The sequence below is a fragment of the Pseudactinotalea sp. HY158 genome, from assembly GCF_009660225.1.
Classification (GTDB): domain Bacteria; phylum Actinomycetota; class Actinomycetes; order Actinomycetales; family Beutenbergiaceae; genus HY158.
Genome location: NZ_CP045920.1, coordinates 614,090 through 635,226, shown reverse-complemented (window position 1 = coordinate 635,226; position 21,137 = coordinate 614,090). Strand labels below are relative to the sequence as shown.

Here is a 21,137-nt window from a genome sequence, read left to right as displayed (position 1 = left end):
CCACTCACGCCGCGCGGTCCCGGGCCTGCTGGGCGGCGAGATCGACTCCCACCTGGTCCTGCAGTTCCCGCTCCTCCGGGTGGGTGAGGAGCACGTGGGGGCGGGTGCGCAGGCTGTAGGTGACCTCGACGCCCCAATTGCGCTTGGTCCAGATCGCGGCTGCGATCGCCACGAGGATGGCGGCGATCGCCCCGACGCCGATCGCCCAGCGCCCGCCCACCGCCTCGGCGATCCCGCCGATCAGGGGAGCGCCGACGGGCTTGGCGCCGAAGAGCACCACGAGGTACAGGCTCATGACCCGGCCCCGCATCGCGGGATCCGAGCCGATCTGGATCGCGGCGTTCGCGGCGGTCATCATCGTCAGCGTGAAGAATCCGACCGGGATCGTCATGATCAGGAAGAGCTCGTAGGTCGGCATGATCGCCATGAGCCCGGCCGAGATCCCGTAGCCGAACGCCGAGATCACCACGAGTCGCACGCGCGGCCGGCTCCGGCGCGCCGCCATGAGCGCTCCGGCGAGGGAGCCGATCGCCATCGCCGAGCCGAGGATCCCGTACTCCCCGGCCCCGCGGTGGAAGACCTGGGTCGCGATCACCGCCGACGTGAGTTGGAAGTGCAGCGCGAGGCTCGAGACGACGAAGATCGTCACCATGATGACGAGGATGTCGGTGCGGCGGCGCACGTAGTCGAATCCCGCCCGGAGCTGCCCACTCTCCCGTTTCGTCTTGCGCACCGGCTGCAGTTCGGAGGCTCGCATGACGACGACGGCGAGGATGGTTCCCGCGAAGCTCACCGCGTTGATGATGAAGATCCAGCCCGGGCCCACGACCGCGATCCCCAGGCCCGCGACCCCGGGCCCGATCAGGCGGGCGGCGTTGAAGGAGGCGGAGTTGAGGCTCACGGCATTGCCGAGCTGGGAGGTCGGCACGAGTTCGGAGACGAACACCTGCCGGGCGGGGGCGTCGAAGGCGGAGACGACGCCGAGGAGCGAGGCGAAGACGTACACGTGCCACAGTTCCGCGATCCCCGTGAGGATGAAGATCCCCAGCCCGAGCGCGAGCAGGCCGAGCATCGCCTGGGTGAGCACGAGGATCTTGCGGCGGTTGAACCGGTCGGCGATCACCCCGGCGTAGGGGGTGAGGACGACCGTGGGGATGAACTGCAGCGCAGTCACGACCCCGACGGCGAACCCCGAGTTGTCGGTCAGGACCGTGAGCACGACCCAGTCCTGGGCCACGCGCTGCATCCAGGTGCCGATGTTGGCCACGAGCGCCCCGGCGAACCACAGCCGGTAGTTGTAGAAGACGAGGGAGGCGAAGATCCGCCGCATCAGTCGATCACCTCCCGCAGGATGGACTCGGCCTGAGCCAGGATCGCGCGCTGGTCGCGGGTGAGGGAGGCGAGACGTCGCTGCAGCCACTGATCGCGGCGGCGCCGGGTCTCGCGGATGTACTCCTCGCCGGCGGGCGAGAGGGAGATGACGACCTGACGCCCGTCGGTGGGGTGGGTGGCCCGCTCGAGGTAGCCCTCCCCCTCGAGATGCTGGAGGGTGCGGGTCATCGACGGCGGGCGCACGTGCTCGCGCTCGGCCAGCTCTCCCGGTGAGAGCGCGCCGTGGGTGAACAGGGCGGAGAGCACCGACAGGTGCCCCTCCGGCAGGGTGCCCGCGCTCTCGTTCCGGAGCCGGCGCGAGGTGCGCAGCAGGGTGATGCGCAGCCTGGTGGCGAGCGGCGGCTCGGTGCGGCGGATGGGCTGGGTGGGGGTCGTCATCACGGACGAGCCTAGGTCATTAGTTAAGCTAAGTAAATGCCCTACGTCACATCCGGCCGAATCGTTTCGACACTGGGATCGCCCTCCCACGACCGGTCGACACGGGGCCGCCCCGCGGGCACCGCGGCGTGAATCCCGCTAGCATCGCCCAGGTGAGCGAGACCCCTCCCAGCGAGCTGTCCCCGGCCCGCGTCAACGCCAAGGCGATCTTCCTGGCCGGGATCGTCGGCTGGATCCTGACCATCGCCGCGCTCGCGATCATGCGCCTGGCGGGGGCCGCGCCCTCGAACCGCTACTTCCTCATCTGCATCGCCGGGATCGTCCTGGGAAGCATCGGCTACGCCTGGGCGCACCGGATGCACCTGATCGACGACGCGGGCATGTCCGAGAACCAGGAACCCGCGCGGGACGAGGACTCGGCCGCCTGATCGCCGAGTCGGCGGCGCGCTACTCGGCCTCGGCCTCGAGCCCGGCCACCTGCTCCGCGTCCGCGGCGAGGCCCTCGGCCAGGTCCTGGGCGAGGGTGCGCACCTGTTCGGCCGCGCCCGCCTCGAGCACGTCGTTGCTGCGCTCGATCGCGGAATCGTAGAGCTCGGTCACCGCGGGCAGGTAGACGGCGAGCGCGTCGGCGGGAGACCCGGCGGAGGCGATGGCCTCGACGGCCGCGGTCGTATCGGTCCGGACGGGCTCGAGGCCGTCGACCGAATCCATGAGGTCGGTCAGTTCCGCGACCTCCATCGTGAGCACCGCATCGAGGCCGCTCGCCAGCTCCTGCGCACGCTTGGGCAGCTCCTCCACGCCGAGCAGCTCCTCGTGCAGCACGACCAGCCCCTCGAGATCGGCCAGCACGGCGGGCACGTACTCGCGATCGGCCGCGTTCCAGTCGTCTCCCGGACGCGGCCGCGCCGCCTGCTGCTCCGCCGCGCCGCTCGCCGCCGGGCTCGCATCGCCGGCCTCCGCGGACACCTCCGGAGAGGGGTCCGTGCAGCCTGCAAGCGTCAGGGCGAGAGCCGTGAGCGGGACGATCAGGAGACGGCGTCGCATCGATGTCCTCACGTGTGGGAGCGAAGGGGCGCCCTCACCCTAACCCCGAGTCCGAAACCTCCCCGGCGCCACTCCGCGCGCCGGCTCGCCACCGACTCCGCGCCCGGCCATTACGGTGGGGCTCGTGAAGATCCTCGTGCCCACCGTCATCCCGATCGAGTTCACGCCGCCGGAAGGAGTCGAAGACGTCCGCTACGACGTCCGCGAGCCGATTCCGCCGGAGCACCGCGACGCCGCGGTGCTCGTGAGCTGGCTCAACCCGCCCGCCCGGCTCGCCACGCTGGCGGCCGAGCTGCCGAACCTGGCGTATATCCAGGGGCTCATGGCGGGCACGGACTCCCTCCACGCCGCGGGCTTCGCCCCGGGGGTGCCGATCCTCGGCGGTGTCGGTCTCCACGACGTGCCGGTCGCCGAGCACACCCTGGCGCTCCTGCTCGCGGCCGCCCGCCGACTCGACCAGACCACGCTCGCCCAGCAGCGCAGCGAGTGGTTCCGGCCGCTCAGTGGCAACCAGACCGTCAAGCGCACGGGATTCACGCAGATCTCCGGGGCGCGCGTGACCATCTGGGGCTTCGGCGGCATCGCCGCCGTGCTCGCCGGCTACCTGAGCGCGATGGGGGCGCAGGTCACGGGGGTGGCCCGCAGCGCCGGGGACCGGCACGGCCACCCGGTCGTGACCCCGGATGATCTGCCGCGGATCCTGCCCGCGACCGATGCGCTCGTCTCGATCCTGCCGGGCACGGCGGCGACCGACTCGATCATCTCGCGCGAGGTCTTCGGTGCGCTGCCCGCCCACGCCTGGTTCGTCAACGTCGGCCGCGGCTCCGTGGTCGACGACGACGCCCTGCTCGAGGCCCTGCGCGCGGGCACGATCGCCGGCGCCGCCCTCGACGTGTTCCGCACCGAACCGCTCCCGGCGGACTCCCCGCTCTGGGCCGCGCCGAACCTCATCCTCACCCCGCATTCCGCCGGTGGGCGACCCCAGCACCCGGGCCGGCTCATCGAGGAGAACCTGCGCCGCCACCTCGCCGGGGAGGAGTTGCTCGGCCGCACCCACCCCTGAGACCGGCGCCTCCGGGCGGGGCGCCCGTTCAGTCGGCCGGCGCGGCCGCCCACGCGTCGATCTCGGCCAGCAACTCGCCCCCGCGCCCCGCGGGCAGCACGGAGGAGGCGATCGAGTTCCGGGCCAGCGTGGCCAGCTGATCGCGTCCGAGGCCGAGACCGTCGCGGGCGGCCCGGAAGTTGTCGTCCACGTAGCCGCCGAAATAGGCCGGATCGTCCGAGTTCACGCTCACGTTCAGGCCCGCCTCGAGCATGACCCCCAGCGGATGGGCCGCGATCGAGTCCACGGCCCGCAACCGCACGTTCGACAGCGGGCACACCGTCAGCGGCGTGCGGTCGGCTACGAGCCGGGCCACGAGCCGGGAGTCCTCCACGGAGCGGATGCCGTGATCCACCCGGAACACCCCGAGCAGGTCGATCGCCTGCCACACGTACTCGGGCGGGCCCTCCTCCCCCGCGTGCGCCACGAGGTCGAGGCCGCGCGCCCGGGCCAGCTCGAACAGCCGCGTGAACTTCGCCGGCGGGTTTCCCACCTCGGCCGAGTCGAGACCGATCGCGGCGATGGGCGCGTCCTGATCGAGCAGCTGCTCGAGCACGGAGATCGCCTCCTGTTCGGGCCGGTCCCGCAGGAACGCCGCGATGAGGCGCGTGCTCATGCCCAGCTCGGCGGCCGTCGTCCGCAATCCGTGGGCGACGCCCGCGACGCTCACCTCGAGCGGGACCCCGCGGCTGGTGTGGGCCTGCGGGTCGAACATGATCTCGGCGTGACGCACCCCGCCCGCCGCGGCTCGGCGCACGTACGCGCTCGTGAGGTCGGCGAAGTCGTCCTCGGTGCGCAGCACGTCCATGTTGGCGTAGTACAGGTCGAGGAAGGACTGCAGGTTCCTGAACGCGTACCGGGCGGCGAGTTCGTCCGGCCCGGCGGAATCGAGGCGGATGCGGTTGCGGTCGGCGAGCGCGAACACCATCTCGGGCTCGAGCGTGCCTTCGATGTGCAGGTGCAGTTCCGCGCACGGGGGCGTGTCGAGGGTCATCGGCCCAGGGTGCCAGATCCGCCCCGGCCGTGTCGGCGCTTCACCGCGCGTCGGGGTGCTCGATCCGCACGGCCACGCTTCGGGCGCGGGTCAGGGTCTGCTCGAGGACGACGTAGCGCGGGTTGGTCACGTCCGGGAACTCCCGGGTGGGGAGCTTTCGTAACCGCGCGAGGGCGCGGCCCGCGAACAGCTGCTCGAGCAGGATCCGGTCGCCGCCGAGCACCAGGCCCGCCCCCGGCGCGCCGCCGAGGTCGAGGCCCCGCGGCTCGAGCAGCGGGGCGAGGATCCGCTCGGCGTGGCCGGCGGCGGCCTCGACGAGGGCGTCCGCCTGGTTGCCGCGGCGGCGGGCGAAACGCTGCTGGGACTGCCCGCCGGCGGCGGTGCGGCCCTGCACGTAGCGGGTGCCGCATTTGTGGGCGACGAGTCTCCCGCCGCGGGCCAGTCCGATCGCGTAGCCGCCGCGGCGCAGCAGCACGAGGCCGACGTGGTCGGGGCCGCGGGTGAGCTCGGCGAGGAGGGGGCCGGGGATGTCGGGAACCGGACCGATCGCCCCGGTCGGCCCGGCGGCGAGCGGGAACCATCCGCGCAGGCGCGCGACGACCGCGTCGCTGCCGGTCAGCACGAGCGCCCCCGCATCCGCGGTGGCCTCGATCCTGCCACCGGTGCCGTGGTCGGCCGCGAACCGTTCGATCCAGCCGGGCAGGCGGCCGGGCGCGAGGTCGAGGTCGCGGATCGTCACGGGGCGCCCGGCTCGATGCCGGCCTCGCGCCGGGTGCGGCGGTTCGCGTGCACCGACCACCGGGGTACCCAGCGGGCGAGCGCGGCCACGGTGCCCGCGCTGAGCACGCCGACGGCCATGATGCCGGCGGCGAGGGATCCGGCCGCGGCGCCGGCGGAGACGATCAGGGGTCCCGTGGCGCTGCCGGAGTCGGCGAAGACGCGCCAGATGCCGAGGTACTGGGAGCGCTGCTCCGCCGGGGCGGTGTCGGCGCCGAGGGTCATGAGGATGCCCGATCCGATGCCGTTGCCGAAGCCGAGCACGACCGCGATCACGCAGATCGAGGCGAATGTGGTGGCGAGCGGCAGCGCGAGCAGGGTGAGGCCCATGACGATCATCGAGGGGATGGCGACCCAGAGCCGTCCGAGCCGGTCCATGACCTTGCCCGCGGGATAGAACAGCAGCATGTCCACGGCGCCGGCGATCCCGAAGACGAGCGAGGTCGCCGCCGGGGAGTAGCCGAGGGATTCGGTCCACAGCGGCAGCACGACCTGCCGCGCCCCGCGGACGGCGCCGATGAGCAGGATGGCCACGCCGAGGGTGGCGAAGACCTCGCGGTTGTCGCGGAGCACCTGCGCCATGCTCGCCCGTCCGGCTCCCCCGGTCGGTGCGCGCTCGCCCGCGATCTCGGCGGTGGAGAAGACGACCGCGGCGGCGGCCAGCGAGGTCGCCCCGGCGAGCCAGAACGCCGCCGAGGAGCCTGCGACCAGGGCGAGTCCGGCGCCGGCGAAGGGGCCGATGAACAGTCCGATCCGGTGGACCCCGCCGAGGGTCGACATGGCGCGGGCCCGGCGCAGCGGGTGCACGGCCTCGGTGAGGTAGGACTGCCGGGCGAGCCCGTAGACGGCCTCGGTCGCCCCGAGCAGGAGCACGCCGATCGCCAGCATCGCCAGGCTGCCGGTCACCCCGGACAGACCGGCGAGGACGGCGCCGATCACCGCGGCGCCGGAGGAGCCGATCATGGCCGCCCGGTCGCCGAATCTGGCGGCGAGCGCCCCGGCGGGCACGTCGGCGAGGATGTGCCCGATCGGCAGCAGCGCGGCGATGAACGCGGCGGTGCCCAGGTCGGCGCCGAGGGAGGAGGCGATGACCGGAATCATCGGCAGCACGGCGCCGACGCCGATCTCGAAGAGCAGCGAGGGCAGGTACACGCCCGGGACGAGCGGGCGCAGCGACGTGATCCCGGCGGTCACCGGGTCCTCCGTCGTGCGCGGGTCCCGGGAGGGGCTCATGACGCGGGCGTGTCGCCCTCGGGGGCCGGCGCGGGCGCGTCCGTCTCGGCACCGGGTGCCTCCGGGGCGGCCGATTCCGGGGCGGCCGATTCCGGGTCGACCTCATCGGCCGCGGCCGGTTCCGGGTCGGCCGCGGCTGGTTCCGCGGCCGCCTCCGGGGCCGGTTCCGGGGTCGCCTCAGGGGCCGCCTCGGCTGGTTCCGCGGCGGAGAGTTCGAGGTTGCTCTCGTCGATCACGGGCGCGCTCTGCTGCCAGTCGGGGCCCTGGTCGGCGACGTCGGTCTCCGAGTGGGCGCCGCAGCCGTGGTCGAGGCTGACGACCTTGCCGTCGTCGGGGGACCACTCGTTCGCGCACACGCCGAACAACGTTCCCAGGTGGCCCGCGAGCGGGATCAGGAAGCCGCAGGTGCTGCAGTCCGCCTCGGCCGCCTTGGATCCGGCGGAGGAGGGTCCGTGGACCGAGTTGTACCACCGGGTCGCGGTCGCATCGAGCGCGGGTCGGGTCATCACCCGGGTGCGGTCGAGGCCGAGCTCGACGATGGCGACCCGGTCCGTCTCGGGGTCGCCGGTGGCGACGTAGCCGGACTCGAGCCGCGCATCGTCCCCGTCGTAGGGAAGCCGGTCGGTGGGGCGCAGGTCGCCGGGGGCGAGCCGGTCGGCCCACGGCACCCAGGCCTGGGCGAGCAGCGCGCTCGGCCCGGGCAGCAGCCCGCTCTCGCACACCGTGGCCTTGCGGGCGCGGGCGATGCGGGTCACCGTGACGGCCCACATCCAGCCGTGATACCCGGGGTGGGTGCACGCGAAGTAGTGGGTGCCGCGGCGCACGTCCTCGAGCACGAAGCCGAGGTGGTCGCCGACGAAGTCCTCGCCGTCGGCCAGTGCCGCCTCGCGGGCGCGGTCGACCGCATCCGCCAGCACGGCGTCCTTTCCGGATTTGGTGGCGGCGGGAATGGGGGAAGCAGTCATATGGTTTCGCTCACGCGTCGAATTCGTCGGCCACGGCCCGCAGGACCGAGGCGATCTTGGTGGCCTCCGCCCGTTCGGGGTAGCGGCCCGAGCGGAGCCGGCCCCCGGAACGGTCGAGGAGGGTGATGAGGTCCTCGACGATGGGAACCATCTGATCGGCCGGCTTGCGTCGAGCGCGGCTGACCGAGGGCCCCTCGTCGAGAACGGTGACCGCCAGGGCCTGGGGGCCACGGCGACCGTCGGCCACCCCGAATTCCACCCGGGCACCGGGGCGGGGGGCGGGGGTGTCGGCGGGCAGCGCGGAGGCGTGCAGGAACACTTCGCTTCCGTCGTCGGAGGCGATGAAGCCGAAGCCGCGATCGGCATCGTAGAACTTGACCTTGCCGCTGGGCACGCGAATCCCTCTGCTCTCGAAACGATCGGCACGCACGCGCGCGACCGGCCCCGCGGGCCGACACCCATAGGCTACCCGTCCAGGCTCCGCCCGGGCGACCCCGTCCGGGCGGCACCGTCCGGCCGGCACTGCCCACCCTCGCCCGGCCGGCCGGTTCGCCGCCGCCGCTAGCATGGATCCGTGCGCACCGATCTGATGCGGCGGCTGCGGGCGGCCTCCGATGGGGAACTCACGGCCCTGGTGCACGCCCGGCAGGACCTGGCCACGCCCCAGCCCTCCTCGACCGCGGCCTTGGCGGTGCGGGCACTGAGCCCGGCCTCCGTCCAGCGCGCGCTCGGCCGGCTTCCGGCACCGCCGCTGCGCGCCGCCGAGGCGCTCGCCATCGGGCGGGTCCCGGCCGCCCCCGTGGAGCTCGCGGGCGCGCTCGGCACCTCCACGGCCGAGGCGGCCGACCGGCTCGCCGAACTCACCCGGCTCGCACTCGTGCTCGACGAGGAGCTCGTGCCCGCCGCGGCCGAGGCGCTCCGGGGCACGCCGTGGCACCGGCTCACCCTCGGTCTCGGGCCGGCCGTCCCGGATGTGGCGCCCGACCCGGGGCTCGTTCCCGCGACGCCGGCGGCCCTCACCGCGATCCTCGCCGGCGCGCCCCCCGCGGCGGCGGCGATGGTGCGCTCCCTCGCCCGCGGCCCGGCCACGGGCTCACATCCCGAGGGGGAGGTCCCGGATGCGGTCACCTGGCTCCTCGCCCATCACGTGCTCGCCCGGATCAGCCCGACCCAGGTGGTGCTGCCGCGGGAGGTGGGCCTGGCCGTCCGCGCGCCGCATGTGGCCACCGCCGCTCCCCCGGCCCCGCCGACCCCGGCCGGCGCGGAGCGCATGGCGGCGATGGTGACCGCCGAGGCACTCGAGGCGGCCGGCGCGTTCCTGCGGCGGATCGGCGGTCTGCTCGACCTGTGGGGCGAGGAACCGGCCACGGTGCTTCGCTCCGGCGGACTCGGGGTGCGGGAGCTGCGCGCCGCCGCGGCCCGGCTCGAGAGCTCGTCGGCGCGGCCGCAGGACCTGGGCCGATTCGCGCTGGCCGTTCAGGTGGCCGACGCCGCCGGCCTGATCGGGATCCACGCGGGCCTCGACGCCGACGGCTGGGCGCCGACGCTCCGGGCCGGTGGCTGGGCGGGGTCGTCCCCGGGGGAGCAGTGGGCCGCGTGCGTGCGGGCATGGCTCGAGCAGACGCAGGTGTCGTGGCTCGTGGGGAGCGCGGGCAACACGGCCCGGCGCACCGGCATCCGGGCCGCGCTCACCCCCGAGGTCGACCGCGCCTGGGCGCCCGCGCTGCGCCGGCAGGTGCTCGAGGCGCTCGCCGCCTGGCCGGACTCCCACGCCCCCGCGCTCACGGACCTCACCGCCCACCTCGCCTGGCATTCGCCCCGGTCGGCGCCGCCCGCGGAGACGGTCGCCGCCGTGTGCGCCGAGGCCGCCGAGCTGGGCCTCGTGGCCGCCGGTGCGCTCACGGTGCTCGGGCGGGCCGTGCTGGAGCCCCCGGGCCGGGGCGGGTCCGGGCCGGACGCGCTCGCCGCCGCCTGGGCGCGGGTGGCGCCCGCTCCCGTGGACGAGCTGATCATCCAGGGAGACCTCACCGGCATCGTGCCCGGACCGCCGAGCCGGGAGCTGGGCGAGCTGGTCGAGCTCGCCGCGCTGACGGAGAGCCACGGCCAGGGCCTCACCGTGCGGTTCACCCCCGGATCGGTGGCCGCGGCGCTCGAGCGCGGCCTGTCGGCGGAGGAGCTCCTCGAGCGGCTGCGCGCCCGGAGTCGTACGCCGCTGCCGCAGGCGCTCGAGTATCTGATCGAGGACGCCGGCCGTCGCCACGGCTCGATCCGTGTCGGGGCCGTGGGCTGCTACGTGCGCGCGAGTGCGCCGGCCCTCGCCGAGCTCGTCGCCGACCCGCGGCTCGGCCTGCGGCTGCTCGCGCCGACCGTCGCCGTGAGCACGCTCGGGAGGCGGCCGTGCTGGGCCTGCTGCGCGAGGCGGGGGCGGCGGCCCGGCCCGAGTCCGCCAGTGGCGAGCTCCTCCCCGACGCCCGCACCGCGGTGCGGGCCACGCGGACCCGGCGACGGGCCGAGGCCGCGGCGCCGGTGCCGGCCGAACAGGTCGTGACCCGGCTGCGCGAGGGCGATGCCCGGGAGGAGGCGGTGCTCGCCGGGGAGTTCGACGCCGCGGGCGACTCCGTCACGGCGGACCAACTGGAACTGCTCCGGGTCGCCGCCGCGCACGGGCGCCACGTCCGCATCGCCGTGGCCGCCGATCGGGGCCGCATCGACGAACGCACGGTGCGGGTACTGAGCGTCGACGGCGGCAGGATCCGGCTCCTCGACGTGACCCGCGACGCCGAGATCGTGCTCGCGGTGCACCGGCTCATCCGGGTCGACCCGGCCTGAACCGGCCTTGCCCAGGTGCACCCGATGTCGACCGGCGGTTCCCGCCCGCGCCGACACTCTCGGCCCTCGGACGGGAGCGCCTGCTCAGCGTGCCCGATACGCGTCTCGCCTGTGCTCGATCCGTAGGACAACGACGTCGTGGTCGGCGTCGTTGATGCGATAGAGCACGCGATACGTTCCTCGTCGCGCCGAGTAGATGCCGGCGAGTTCGCCGCGAAGGGGCGTGCCGACCCTCCGAGGGTTCCGCACGAGCGCTCCGGTGGCGAACTCGAGGACGGCGGTCGCGACCGCCTCGGGCAAGGCCTGCTGGATCGCCCGAACCGCTGGTGGCGCCAGCACCAATTCGAACGGTGCCTCCTCCTCGTTCACCGCCGCAGGGCACGAGCCGCGTCGGCGCCGCGAACGACCTCTCCGGCCGCGTAGGCCGCATCGGCCTCGCGAATATCGGCCAGTGCCTGCGGGTCACTCAGTACGGCCAAGGTCTCCTCGAGTGCGGCCAGGTCGTCGGGACTGATGATGACCGCGGCGGGTCGCCCGTTGCGCGTGACCGTCACGCGTTCGTGCTCGTGCTGGACGCGGTCGACAACGTCGCTGAAGCGGTTGCGGATATCACGAAGGGGCCCGGTAGACATGTACACAATTGTGGCTACAGCACGCGACCAGCGCAAGGGCCCCTCGCGAATGACCGCCGCCTGCTGTCCGCATCCGCGGCGCCGGCCCCTGCTAATGCCGGTGGCCCGCGACCTGCCGACCGACCGCCGCCCGCAGCGTGTCGAGCCCGACGCCGCCCATGTCGAGGATCCTCCGGTGATAGTCCTTGAAGTCGAAGCCGGCCCCCTCGACCTCCTGCACGTCGGCACGCAGCTCGTCGAAGATGCGCTGACCCAGCTTGTAGGAGGGCGCCTGGCCGGGCCAGCCGAAGTACCGGTTCACCTCGAACTGCACGAACTTGTCGTCCATGTTCACGTTCTCGCGCATGAACTCGAGCGCGTAGTCGTAGGTCCAGCGACCCTCGCCGTCCGGGCGGACCTTGCCCAGGTGCACCCCGATGTCGAGCACCACCCGGGCCGCGCGCATCCGCTGCCCGTCGAGCATGCCGAGCCGATCGCCCGGGTCGCTCAGGTAGCCGAGCTCGTCCATGAGTCGCTCGGCGTACAGCGCCCACCCCTCCGCGTGCCCGGACGTGCCCGCCGCCCGGCGCCACGAGTTGAGCTGCTCGCGGTTGTAGACCGCCTGCCCGAGCTGCAGATGGTGTCCGGGCACGCCCTCGTGGTACACGGTGGTCTTCTCGCGCCACGTGTTGAACTCCGTCACCCCCTCGGGCACGGCCCACCACATCTGCCCCGGGCGGGAGAAGTCGTCCGAGGGCGGGGTGTAGTAGATCTCCCCGGACGTCGTCGGCGCGATCATGCACTCGAGGGTCCGCACCGGTGCGGGGATGTCGAAGTGCTCCCGGCCGAGGGCGTCGATCGCCTCGTCCGCCGTGGCCTGCATCCACTCCCGCAGCGCGCGGGTGCCGTGCAGCCGGCGGGCGGGATCGGAGTCCAGGTGGGCGATCGCCTCGGCCACGGTCCCCCCGGGCACGATCCGACCGGCGATCTCCTCCTGTTCGGCGCGCATCCGCGCGAGCTCGGCCAGCCCCCATTCGTACGTCTCGTCGAGCTCCACGGTCGCGCCGAGGAAGCGGCGCAACTGCAGGTCGTACAGGTCGCGGCCCACGCCGTCGTTCGGCGTCGCCCCGGGGAGCAGTTCCTCGCGCAGGAACTGGGCGAACTCGGCGTAGGCGCCCGTGGCCGCCGCCGCTCCGCGCTCGAGGTCGGCCCGCAGCCCCGCGCCGACGAGCCCGGCGGACGGCGCGATGAGCCGCCCGAAGTAGCCCTCGCCGTCGAGGTAGTCGGTGAGCGTGGCGGCGACGATCTCGGCCTGCCGGCGCGCGGGCGTGTTGTGCTCGGCGATCCCCTCCCGCAGCGTGGTCAGGTAGCCGGCCATCGCGCCTGGAACCCCCGCGAGCCGGCCGGCGACGACGGCCCAGTCCTCCTCGGTCGCCCTGGGCAGCAGGTCGAAGCTCTGCCGGATCTCCTGGGAGGGGCTCGCGAGGTTGTTCAGGTCGCGCTGATCCCACTTGGCCTCGAGCACCTCGAGCCGCAGGCCCAGGTCGCGGGCGAGCTCGATCTTCGTGACCCAGTCGACCTCGTCCTTCACCTCGATCCCGACGAGCTCGGCCCGGGTGCGGGTGAACAGCGCCCGCTCGGCCTCGCGCCCGGCCGGGGACAGGTCGGTGAACGCGGTGCGGTCGCCCGCGAGCCCGAGGTAGATCCGCAGCTCCGGCTGCAGCTCGGCCAGGGAGAGGAGGAAGCGTTCGCACAGGGCATCGATGGGCGTGGAGGTCCGCGACTCAACAGGCATGACGCCAGGCTATCCGCCACACTTCGGCGCCGATAGGACCCAGGTCCACCTCCGGGTGGGCGATCGCGCACCGTGCACCGGAATTCCATTGCCCCGCCCGCCGGGCCTCGCCAGACTGGGCCCATGACCGTGCCCGCACCGTACAGATTCGTCCGGCTCGGACCCGAGCGCCGGCGGGAGGTCGTGGGCCTGGACACGATGGTCTTCCCCACCGGCACGAGCCTCGAGGACCAGCTCACCGCGCCCGATCCGCTCACGTGGGAGCGCACGTGGGGAATCGAATCGGGCCCCGAACCCGGCGGCCCGCTCGCCGCGATCCATTCGACCCACCCGCTCGCGGCCTACCCCGTGCCCGGCGGACACGCCCGCTGCGGCTGGCTCACGTGGGTCGGCGTGCATCCGGGGCATCGGCGCCGGGGACTGCTCCGGGCGATGATCACCCGGCACCTGGCCGGCTGCGTCGAGGCGGGCGAGGTGGTCTCCGGGCTCACGGCCGCCGAGCCGGCGATCTACGGCCGCTTCGGCTACGGCCTGGCCACCCGCCACCTCGAGTTGACCATCCCGCGCGCCGCCGAGCTGCGCCCGCTGCCCGGCCCGGCCGCGCGCGAGGCCGCGGAGCTGACCGTCGAGATCGCCGACTGGGACCCCGCGGTGCACGCCGACCTCGTGTCCGGGGTGCATCGCGAGCACGGCCGCCGGGGCCTGGGGCGTCCGGGCTGGGCCACGTGGGAGACCCCGGCGCTGGCGGCCTCCCGCGCCGCCGACACCCCCGCCCTGCGGGGCGGTCTCGAGGCCCGCAAGGTCGTGCTCGTGCGCGGTGCGGAGGTGCGCGCCTATGCCACGTTCCGCCGCTCGCTCGCCTGGGAGGCGGCCGGCCCGACCGGGGTCGTGCGCGTGGGCGGGGCCGTGGGCCTCGACCCCGCCGCGACCCACCGGCTGTGGCGGGTGCTCCTCGACCTCGACCTCATGACGACGATCCGCACGCCGATGCTCGCGCTCGACGATCCGCTGCTCGACTGGCTGCTCGACCTGCGCCGTTGCAGCCCGACCTACCAGGACAACTCCTGGCTGCGCCTCGTCGACGTGCCCGGGGCGCTCACGGCGCGCACGCTCGCGGGCGACGTGGACGTCGTCCTCGAGCTGACCGACGACCTCCTGCCCGCGAGCGCCGGGCGCTGGCGGCTGCGCGGGCGCGCGTGGGACCACCCCGAGGTCACGCGTACGGACGACGCAGCTCACCTCTCGCTCGACGTGCGCGAGCTGAGCGCGGCGTACCTGGGCGGGACGTCGCTCGCGGCGCTCGCGCCGCCGGGCTCGTCGCGGCGGCGGACCCGGGGGCGCTCGCGGCGGCGTCGACGGCGCTGTCGTGGCCCGTCGCGCCCGTGGTCGACTGGATCTTCTGAGGGCCGGGGCCGAGGCTCGTCCGGGGGTGTGCGATCACTCACCCGGCGCGTGGGCGGAGGCTGAGACAATGGGTGGATGACCACCGGCCCGCTCATCGTCCAGTCCGACAAGACCCTCCTGCTCGAGGTCGACCACCCGGATGCGGGCGCCTGCCGGCGGGCGATCGCGCCGTTCGCGGAGTTGGAACGGGCGCCCGAGCACATCCACACCTACCGGCTCACGCCGCTGGGGCTGTGGAACGCACGGGCCGCGGGCTTCGACGCCGAGCACGTGGTCGACGCCCTCATCACGTATTCGCGCTATCCGGTGCCGCATTCGCTGCTCGTCGACGTCGCGGAGACCATGTCCCGCTACGGCCGGCTCCAGCTCGTGGCCCACCCCACCCACGGCCTCGTGCTGCACGCGGTGGAGGTGGCGGTGCTCACCGAGGTGCTGCGGTCCAAGCGGATGGCGGGCCTCGTGGGCGAGCGGATCGACGAGGTGAGCGTCGCGGTGCACCCGAGCCAGCGGGGCCACCTCAAGCAGGTGCTCGTCAAGCTCGGCTGGCCCGCGGAGGATCTCGCGGGCTACGTCGACGGCGAGGCGCACGCGATCGGCCTCGTGACCGACACGTGGGCGCTGCGGCCCTACCAGGAGGAGGCGGTCGAGGGGTTCTGGCACGGCGGCTCCGGCGTCGTCGTGCTTCCCTGCGGGGCGGGCAAGACCATCGTGGGCGCGGCGGCGATGGCCCGGGCGGAGGCGACCACCCTCATCCTCGTGACGAACACGGTCTCGGCGCGGCAGTGGCGCGACGAGCTGCTCCGGCGCACCACCCTGACCGAGGACGAGATCGGCGAGTACTCCGGTGCCCGCAAGGAGATCCGGCCCGTGACGATCGCGACCTATCAGGTGCTCACGACCCGCCGCAAGGGCGTCTACACCCACCTCGACCTGCTCGACGCCCGCGACTGGGGCCTCATCCTCTACGACGAGGTGCACCTGCTTCCCGCCCCGATCTTCCGGATGACTGCGGACCTGCAGGCCCGGCGCCGGCTCGGGCTCACGGCCACGCTCGTGCGCGAGGACGGCCGGGAGGACGAGGTGTTCTCGCTCATCGGCCCGAAGCGCTACGACGCCCCGTGGAAGGACATCGAGGCGCAGGGCTATATCGCGCCGGCGGACTGCGTCGAGGTGCGCCTCGACCTGCCCCAGGGCGAACGGATGGTCTACGCGAGCGCGGAGCCCGAGGAGAAGTACCGCCTCGCCGCCTCCGCGCCGGGCAAGGTGCGGGTGGTCGAGCAACTCGTGGCGGCCCATCCACACGATCAGGTACTCGTGATCGGCCAGTACATCGACCAGCTCGAGGAGCTCTCGGGTCATCTCGAGGCCCCGCTCATCACGGGGGCCACGACCGTCAAGCAACGCCAGGAGCTGTTCGAGGAGTTCCGCACCGGCCGGATCCGGGTGCTCGTCGTGAGCAAGGTGGCGAACTTCTCGATCGACCTGCCCGAGGCGGCGGTCGCGATCCAGGTCTCGGGCACGTTCGGCTCCCGACAGGAGGAGGCCCAGCGACTCGGCCGCATCATGCGCCCGAAGAAGGACGGGCGCACCGCCCACTTCTACACGGTCGTCGCCCGCGACACGGTGGACGCGGACTTCGCCGCCCACCGGCAGCGGTTCCTCGCCGAGCAGGGCTACGCCTACCGGATCATGGACGCCGGCACCTCGCCCGGGCAGCCGGGCTGAGGTCGGTCAGTTCGCCAGGTGGAGCGGCTCGGTGGCCAGGAGGCCGGCCGTGAGGCTCTCGAGGAGCGCGGTGAGGGAGTCGGCGTGGGCGGCCCACTCGGCGCGGGCGGCGCTCGGGTCGGCGCCCGTCTTGCGCTCGAGCCAGCCGGCGTACGTGCCGGCGTCGGCCTCGGGGTGGAACTGCACGCCGAGCGCCGAGCCGATGCGGAACGCCTGGAACGGGTACTGGGTCGAGCTCGCGAGCCACGTCGCCTTGGGGGGCAGGTCGGTGATCGCGTCCGCGTGCATGGTCACGACCGGGAGGTCGCGGCCGAGGCGCTCGGCCACGCGCCCGAGCACCGAGTCCTGGGCGGCGTCCGGGCGGAGGCGGATCTCGACGATCCCGTTCTCGGGGCCGCTCGGGGCGTCCACCTCGACCGCGCCGCCGGTGGCGACGGCGAGCAGCTGCGCCCCGAGGCAGATCCCGAGGGTGGGCACGCCGGCGTCGACGGCCTGCGTGAGCAGCTGGGCCACGGGCGCGAGGGCCTTGTCGTAGGCGGAGGACTCCCCGCCCAGGACCACCAGGTGGGAGATCGAGGTGAGCGGAGGCAGGAACTCGCCCTCACCGAAGCGGATGATCCGCGCATCCGGGAGGGTCTGAGTGAGCAGCGCCGCCGGCGCGCTCGCGTCCAACTGAACGATCGTGGGAATTGCAGTCGATTCAAACACGGGTGCACGGTACTCCACGTACCTGATAGTTCCTAATCCCGGGGACGGCCGGCGCCACCGGTGCGTCCGGGGCGGCGAACGGCGCCGTGACGCCGGTGAGCGGCCGGGTGGCTACGCTGGAGCCCATGAGCCGGCCAACCTACGTCCTCGTCGACGGTGAGAACATCGATGCAACGCTCGGGATGAGCGTGCTGGGCCATCGCCCGGCGCCGGAGGAACGGCCCCGGTGGGACCGGATCCTCGAGTTCGCCCACCGGATCTGGGCGCAGGACGTGCGGGGGCTCTTCTTCCTCAACGCCTCGAACGGCCAGATGCCGATGTCGTTCGTGCAGGCCCTGCTCGCCCTCGACTTCCACCCCATCCCACTCTCGGGCAGCAAGGACGAGTCGGTCGTCGACATCGGCATCCAGCGCACCCTCGAGGCCCTGCACGATCGCCCGGGCGACGTCCTGCTCGTGAGCCACGACGGCGACTTCGTTCCCCAGGTGGAATCGCTGCTCGGCACGGACCGGCGCATGGGCGTGGTCTGCTTCCGCGAGTTCGTCTCGGCCAAGCTCTCGGAGCTGACCGAGCGCGGGCTGCGCATCTACGACCTCGAGGACGACGTCGCCGCGTTCAACGCGCCCCTTCCCCGTGTCCGCATCATCCCGCTCGCCTCCTTCGACCCGGCACGCTTCCTCGACTGATCTCGGCCTCGCCCGGCGCGTCAGCGCCTCGCGTCCGACGTCGACGACCTCGACCGTCGCGCCGGGGCCGGCAGGTAGCCGAACCGCCGCGGGTTCGCGACCATCTGCCAGAGACACTCCAGCGGACTCTCAGGGAACGTCCAGGCTGTCGGCGCACACTGGTGCCATGTCTGAGGCCAAGCTGCTCGTAGTGGACGACGAACCGAACATCCGCGAACTGCTCGCGGCATCGCTGCGGTTCAACGGATTCGAGGTCGACACCGCCGGCGACGGCCAGACGGCGCTGCGCCGCGCCCTCGAGTCGAGCCCCGACCTCGTGGTGCTCGACGTGATGCTCCCGGATATGGACGGCTTCACGATCACGCGCAAGCTGCGCGAGCAGGGCAAGCACATGCCGGTCGTGTTCCTCACCGCCCGGGACGGCACGTCCGACAAGGTCGCGGGCCTGACGGTCGGCGGCGACGACTACGTGACCAAGCCGTTCAGCCTCGACGAGGTGATCGCCCGCATCCGCGCCGTGCTGCGCCGGGCCCGGGCCACCGCCGGCGAGGACGATTCGGTCGTGCGCGTGGGCGACCTGGAGCTCGATGACGACGCCCACGAGGTGCGCCGCGGCGGGCAGCTCGTGGAGCTCTCCCCCACCGAGTTCACGCTGCTGCGCTACCTCATGCTCAACGCCGGCCGGGTGCTGAGCAAGTCCCAGATCCTCGACCACGTGTGGGCCTACAACTGGGGCGGCGACGGCGCGATCGTCGAGTCCTACATCTCCTACCTGCGTCGCAAGATCGATGCGCCCTTCGCCCCGGACTCCCCACCGCTCATCCACACCAAGCGCGGGGTGGGCTACGTCCTGCGCGAGCAGGCCTGACCCGGACCGCCGGACCCGACGGAGGCGCGTCCGCGTGAGCCGAGTCGCTGACGTAGGGTCTGGGGCATGACGGTCTGGCGACGCCTCTCGCTGCGGGCCCGGCTCTCGGCGATCACCGCGGTGCTCGTGCTCATCGCCCTCGGAATCTCCTCGGGTGCCGCGATCATGCTGCTGCGCAGCTCGCTCGTCCAGCAGTCCGACCTGCAACTGCGTGCCGCCACCGATCCGCTCACCGCGGCCGCCCTTTCCCAGTGGGCCCCGGACCCGAGCCTGAGCGCGATCCGTCCGACCGACTACTTCTTCGAGTTCTGGGACCTTCAGGGTTCGGAGATCGGCCGTTCCTACGCGACGACCACGGGAATGGCGCAGCCGGAGCTGCCGACCCTCGACCGCCTCCTCGACCTCGCCTCCGAGAACCAGTACGCCACGGTCGGCTCCGTCTCCCCATCGACCACTCAGTGGCGCATCCGCGCCTTCCCGATCTACAAGAAGTCGGATCAGGAACTGGTCGCGTGGGGCGTCGTCGCGCTGCCGCTCACGTCGGTCAACCGCACGATCGAGGCGATGACGCGCACGGTCCTCATCGTGGGCGCGGGGGTCATGGTGCTCACCGCACTGGTGGGCTCGCTCGTGATGGAGCGCTCGCTGCGCGCGCTGCGGCGGATGGACCGGACCGCCCAGGCGGTGGCCGCCGGGGACCTGAGCCAACGGGTCGAGGTGCACGATCCGCACACGGAGGTGGGCCGGCTCGCCAGCACCTTCAACACGATGGTGACCAACCTCGAGCACTCCTTCGCCGAGCAGGAGGCGAGCGAGGCGCGGATGCGCCAGTTCGTCTCCGACGCCTCGCACGAGCTGCGCACGCCGCTCGCCTCGATCCGGGGCTACGGGGAGCTGTACCGGATGGGCGCGGTGCCGCCGGAGGAGGTCGCGGCCACGATGGGCCGGATGGAGAACGAGGCCGCCCGGATGGGCGCGCTCGTGGCCGACCTCCTCGCCCTCACCCGGCTCGACGAGCGGCAGGGGCTCGCGCTGGCGCCGGTCGACCTCGTGACCATCGCCCACGACGGCGTGGCCGACCTCGGGGCCCTCGATCCCACCCGGCCGGCGGAGCTCAAGGCCTCCGAGCCCGTGATCGTGCCCGCCGACGAGAACAAGATCCGCCAGGTGGTGATGAACCTCATCGGCAACACCGTGCAGCACACTCCCCCGGGCACGGCCGTCGACGTCGAGGTGCGCTGGGCCGACGACCGCACCGCCATGATCCGGATCGTCGACCACGGCCCCGGCATCTCCGAGGACGACTCCCGGCGGGTGTTCGAACGGTTCTACCGGCCCGACTCCGCCCGCGCGCGCACCCACGGCGGTTCCGGGCTGGGCCTCGCGATCGTGGCCACGATCATCGCCGCCCACGGTGGCCGGGTCTTCCACGAACCCACCCCCGGCGGTGGGGCGACGATGGTCGTGCTCCTGCCGACCCGGCCGCCCGGAAGCGGTCCGGCGGCCCCGCCGCCGGCGGCGGCCCACCCGGAGTAGCCGGCCCGCCCGGCTCAGGCGTCCATGCCCCGAACCGACAGGTGCACCCGGCCGCCCGGACGGTAGCCGGCCCCCGCGGCCGCCGGAACGTCCGCGGCGAGGTGAGCCCCGTCGTCCATGATCAGCCGCACCCGCACCCCGCTCGCGGCCGCCTCGGTGGCCAGCACGCGCGCGGCCCATCGGCCGGGGCCGGGTTCGGCGTGCAGCGCGAGGTCCGCCGGCCGGATCCGCAGGAGGTCGCCGGTGGCCGGATCGGTGAGCAGGTTGACGCCGGCGAGCGCGGCCGCGAACGGCGTGCGGGGGCGTTCGACGACGTGCAGGGTCGGGCCGGATTCGACGATCCGCCCGGCCGCGAGCACCGCGACCTCGTCGGCGAGCACGATCGCATCGAGGAGGTCGTGGGTGACGACGACCGCGGTGACGCCGGTGCGGCGGATCTCGTCGGCGAGCAGGAGTCGGATCTGCGGGGCCGTGGCCACATCGAGGGCGGCGAGCGGCTCGTCGAGGAGGAGGAGCCCGGGGCGGGTGGCCAGCGCCCGGGCGAGCGCCACCCGCTGCTGCTGACCTCCGGAGAGCTCCCGGGGGCGGCGCTGATCGGTGCCGGGCAGGCCGACGCGCTCGAGCCAGTCGGCCGCCTCCGCCCGGGCCGCCCGGGCCGGGATGCCCCGCGCGCGCGGCCCGAACGCGATGTTCTCGACCGCGCTCAGATGCGGGAAGAGCAGGGCGTCCTGCGTGAGCGTGCCGATCCGGCGCTCCTCCGCCGGGACGACGCGGGGCCGCCCTCCCCCGCGGCTCAGTTCGCGCGCACCCACGCGGATCGTTCCCCGGTCCGGGGTGAGGGTGCCGCCGATGAGGTCGAGCAGGGTGGACTTGCCGGCGCCGTTCGCGCCGACGACCGCCAGGGTGCGCCCCGCGGGCACGTCGAGTGTCGCCTCGAGCGTGAAGGTGCCGCGGGTGTGGGCGAGGTCGAGCGTGAGGACGGCGCCCGAGTCGCCGTGCGCGGGCGTCGCCGCGGGCTCGGGGGTCGTGGGCGGGAGGTGCGCTGCGTCGTCCCTGATCGGGCGGGCGCGACGCGACGGGCGGGCGCCGC

At 73.6% G+C, this 21,137-nt stretch carries 22 protein-coding genes; 9 read left to right on the top strand and 13 right to left on the bottom strand.

Annotation, left to right across the window (positions count from 1 at the left end):
• Positions 1-4: 4 nt before the first annotated feature.
• Together GCE65_RS02735 and GCE65_RS02730 are read right to left on the bottom strand one after the other, a co-directional pair.
• On the bottom strand, positions 5-1,330 hold the full coding sequence (locus tag GCE65_RS02735) for an MFS transporter (RefSeq protein ID WP_153877299.1): 1,326 nt from the start codon (positions 1,328-1,330) through the stop codon (positions 5-7).
• Positions 1,330-1,770 (bottom strand): MarR family winged helix-turn-helix transcriptional regulator, encoded by a 441-nt coding sequence (locus GCE65_RS02730; RefSeq protein ID WP_152817385.1) that lies wholly within the window; start codon positions 1,768-1,770, stop codon positions 1,330-1,332. The genes GCE65_RS02735 and GCE65_RS02730 overlap by 1 nt, the downstream gene beginning before the upstream one ends.
• Before the next feature lie 152 nt (positions 1,771-1,922).
• Here GCE65_RS02730 and GCE65_RS02725 point away from each other — a divergent pair, with 152 nt between their 5' ends.
• On the top strand, positions 1,923-2,198 hold the full coding sequence (locus tag GCE65_RS02725; RefSeq protein WP_152817384.1) for a DUF2530 domain-containing protein: 276 nt from the start codon (positions 1,923-1,925) through the stop codon (positions 2,196-2,198).
• Between the two features lie 19 nt (positions 2,199-2,217).
• Here the strand turns inward: GCE65_RS02725 and GCE65_RS02720 are convergent, their stop codons facing one another.
• Positions 2,218-2,814 carry a hypothetical protein gene (locus GCE65_RS02720; RefSeq protein ID WP_153877298.1) on the bottom strand — a complete coding sequence of 199 codons (597 nt, stop codon included), beginning with the start codon at positions 2,812-2,814 and terminating at the stop codon, positions 2,218-2,220.
• Positions 2,815-2,938: 124 nt separating this feature from the next.
• Here GCE65_RS02720 and GCE65_RS02715 point away from each other — a divergent pair, with 124 nt between their 5' ends.
• Entirely contained in the window at positions 2,939-3,877 is a 939-nt protein-coding gene (locus tag GCE65_RS02715; protein WP_153877297.1) for an NAD(P)-dependent oxidoreductase, read from the top strand.
• A gap of 28 nt (positions 3,878-3,905) precedes the next feature.
• Here the strand turns inward: GCE65_RS02715 and GCE65_RS02710 are convergent, their stop codons facing one another.
• The 5 genes from GCE65_RS02710 to GCE65_RS02690 are packed head-to-tail and all read right to left on the bottom strand — an operon-like array spanning position 3,906 to position 8,279.
• Positions 3,906-4,910: an adenosine deaminase gene (locus GCE65_RS02710; protein ID WP_153877296.1), complete on the bottom strand. Its 1,005-nt coding sequence runs from the start codon at positions 4,908-4,910 to the stop codon at positions 3,906-3,908.
• Positions 4,911-4,950: 40 nt separating this feature from the next.
• Positions 4,951-5,649, bottom strand: coding sequence for an acVLRF1 family peptidyl-tRNA hydrolase (locus tag GCE65_RS02705; RefSeq protein WP_153877295.1), 699 nt, complete (start codon positions 5,647-5,649; stop codon positions 4,951-4,953).
• Positions 5,646-6,920 (bottom strand): MFS transporter, encoded by a 1,275-nt coding sequence (locus GCE65_RS02700; protein WP_153877294.1) that lies wholly within the window; start codon positions 6,918-6,920, stop codon positions 5,646-5,648. The genes GCE65_RS02705 and GCE65_RS02700 overlap by 4 nt, the downstream gene beginning before the upstream one ends.
• Positions 6,917-7,885 (bottom strand): DUF3027 domain-containing protein, encoded by a 969-nt coding sequence (locus GCE65_RS02695; protein ID WP_153877293.1) that lies wholly within the window; start codon positions 7,883-7,885, stop codon positions 6,917-6,919. Before GCE65_RS02695 ends, GCE65_RS02700 begins: the two co-directional genes overlap by 4 nt.
• Positions 7,886-7,895: 10 nt before the next feature.
• Positions 7,896-8,279, bottom strand: coding sequence for a cold-shock protein (locus GCE65_RS02690; protein WP_153877292.1), 384 nt, complete (start codon positions 8,277-8,279; stop codon positions 7,896-7,898).
• A 180-nt stretch (positions 8,280-8,459) separates the two neighbouring features.
• Here GCE65_RS02690 and GCE65_RS02685 point away from each other — a divergent pair, with 180 nt between their 5' ends.
• Together GCE65_RS02685 and GCE65_RS16185 are read left to right on the top strand one after the other, a co-directional pair.
• A complete protein-coding gene (locus GCE65_RS02685) occupies positions 8,460-10,433 on the top strand; it encodes a helicase-associated domain-containing protein (RefSeq protein ID WP_153877291.1) in 1,974 nt (657 codons plus the stop codon).
• A complete protein-coding gene (locus GCE65_RS16185) occupies positions 10,412-10,714 on the top strand; it encodes a hypothetical protein (protein WP_194928797.1) in 303 nt (100 codons plus the stop codon). Before GCE65_RS02685 ends, GCE65_RS16185 begins: the two co-directional genes overlap by 22 nt.
• Positions 10,715-10,798: 84 nt before the next feature.
• Here GCE65_RS16185 and GCE65_RS02680 read toward each other — a convergent pair whose 3' ends face one another.
• The 3 genes from GCE65_RS02680 to GCE65_RS02670 form a co-directional block, all read right to left on the bottom strand.
• Positions 10,799-11,083, bottom strand: a complete 285-nt coding sequence (locus GCE65_RS02680; RefSeq protein ID WP_194928796.1) for a type II toxin-antitoxin system RelE/ParE family toxin — start codon at positions 11,081-11,083, stop codon at positions 10,799-10,801.
• Entirely contained in the window at positions 11,080-11,346 is a 267-nt protein-coding gene (locus GCE65_RS02675) for a type II toxin-antitoxin system Phd/YefM family antitoxin (protein ID WP_152817378.1), read from the bottom strand. Before GCE65_RS02675 ends, GCE65_RS02680 begins: the two co-directional genes overlap by 4 nt.
• A gap of 91 nt (positions 11,347-11,437) precedes the next feature.
• A complete protein-coding gene (locus GCE65_RS02670) occupies positions 11,438-13,120 on the bottom strand; it encodes a DUF885 domain-containing protein (RefSeq protein WP_153877290.1) in 1,683 nt (560 codons plus the stop codon).
• 123 nt (positions 13,121-13,243) lie between these two features.
• Here GCE65_RS02670 and GCE65_RS02665 point away from each other — a divergent pair, with 123 nt between their 5' ends.
• Together GCE65_RS02665 and GCE65_RS02660 are read left to right on the top strand one after the other, a co-directional pair.
• Positions 13,244-14,587 (top strand): GNAT family N-acetyltransferase, encoded by a 1,344-nt coding sequence (locus tag GCE65_RS02665; protein WP_228760079.1) that lies wholly within the window; start codon positions 13,244-13,246, stop codon positions 14,585-14,587.
• A 12-nt stretch (positions 14,588-14,599) separates the two neighbouring features.
• On the top strand, positions 14,600-16,249 hold the full coding sequence (locus tag GCE65_RS02660; RefSeq protein ID WP_153877289.1) for a DNA repair helicase XPB: 1,650 nt from the start codon (positions 14,600-14,602) through the stop codon (positions 16,247-16,249).
• 6 nt (positions 16,250-16,255) lie between these two features.
• On the opposite strand, the gene GCE65_RS02655 is transcribed toward GCE65_RS02660, so the two are convergent.
• Positions 16,256-16,957: a type 1 glutamine amidotransferase gene (locus GCE65_RS02655; protein ID WP_228760078.1), complete on the bottom strand. Its 702-nt coding sequence runs from the start codon at positions 16,955-16,957 to the stop codon at positions 16,256-16,258.
• Between the two features lie 125 nt (positions 16,958-17,082).
• Here GCE65_RS02655 and GCE65_RS02650 point away from each other — a divergent pair, with 125 nt between their 5' ends.
• The 3 genes from GCE65_RS02650 (at position 17,083) to GCE65_RS02640 (ending at position 20,047) form a co-directional block, all read left to right on the top strand.
• On the top strand, positions 17,083-17,643 hold the full coding sequence (locus GCE65_RS02650; RefSeq protein ID WP_152817374.1) for an NYN domain-containing protein: 561 nt from the start codon (positions 17,083-17,085) through the stop codon (positions 17,641-17,643).
• Positions 17,644-17,809: 166 nt separating this feature from the next.
• Positions 17,810-18,511, top strand: coding sequence for a response regulator transcription factor (locus GCE65_RS02645; RefSeq protein WP_152817369.1), 702 nt, complete (start codon positions 17,810-17,812; stop codon positions 18,509-18,511).
• A gap of 66 nt (positions 18,512-18,577) precedes the next feature.
• A complete protein-coding gene (locus GCE65_RS02640) occupies positions 18,578-20,047 on the top strand; it encodes a HAMP domain-containing sensor histidine kinase (protein WP_153877287.1) in 1,470 nt (489 codons plus the stop codon).
• Positions 20,048-20,061: 14 nt separating this feature from the next.
• Here GCE65_RS02640 and GCE65_RS16465 read toward each other — a convergent pair whose 3' ends face one another.
• Complete coding sequence (locus GCE65_RS16465) at positions 20,062-20,967, bottom strand: ABC transporter ATP-binding protein (RefSeq protein ID WP_228760176.1); 906 nt, start codon at positions 20,965-20,967, stop codon at positions 20,062-20,064.
• Positions 20,968-21,137 lie beyond the last annotated feature (170 nt).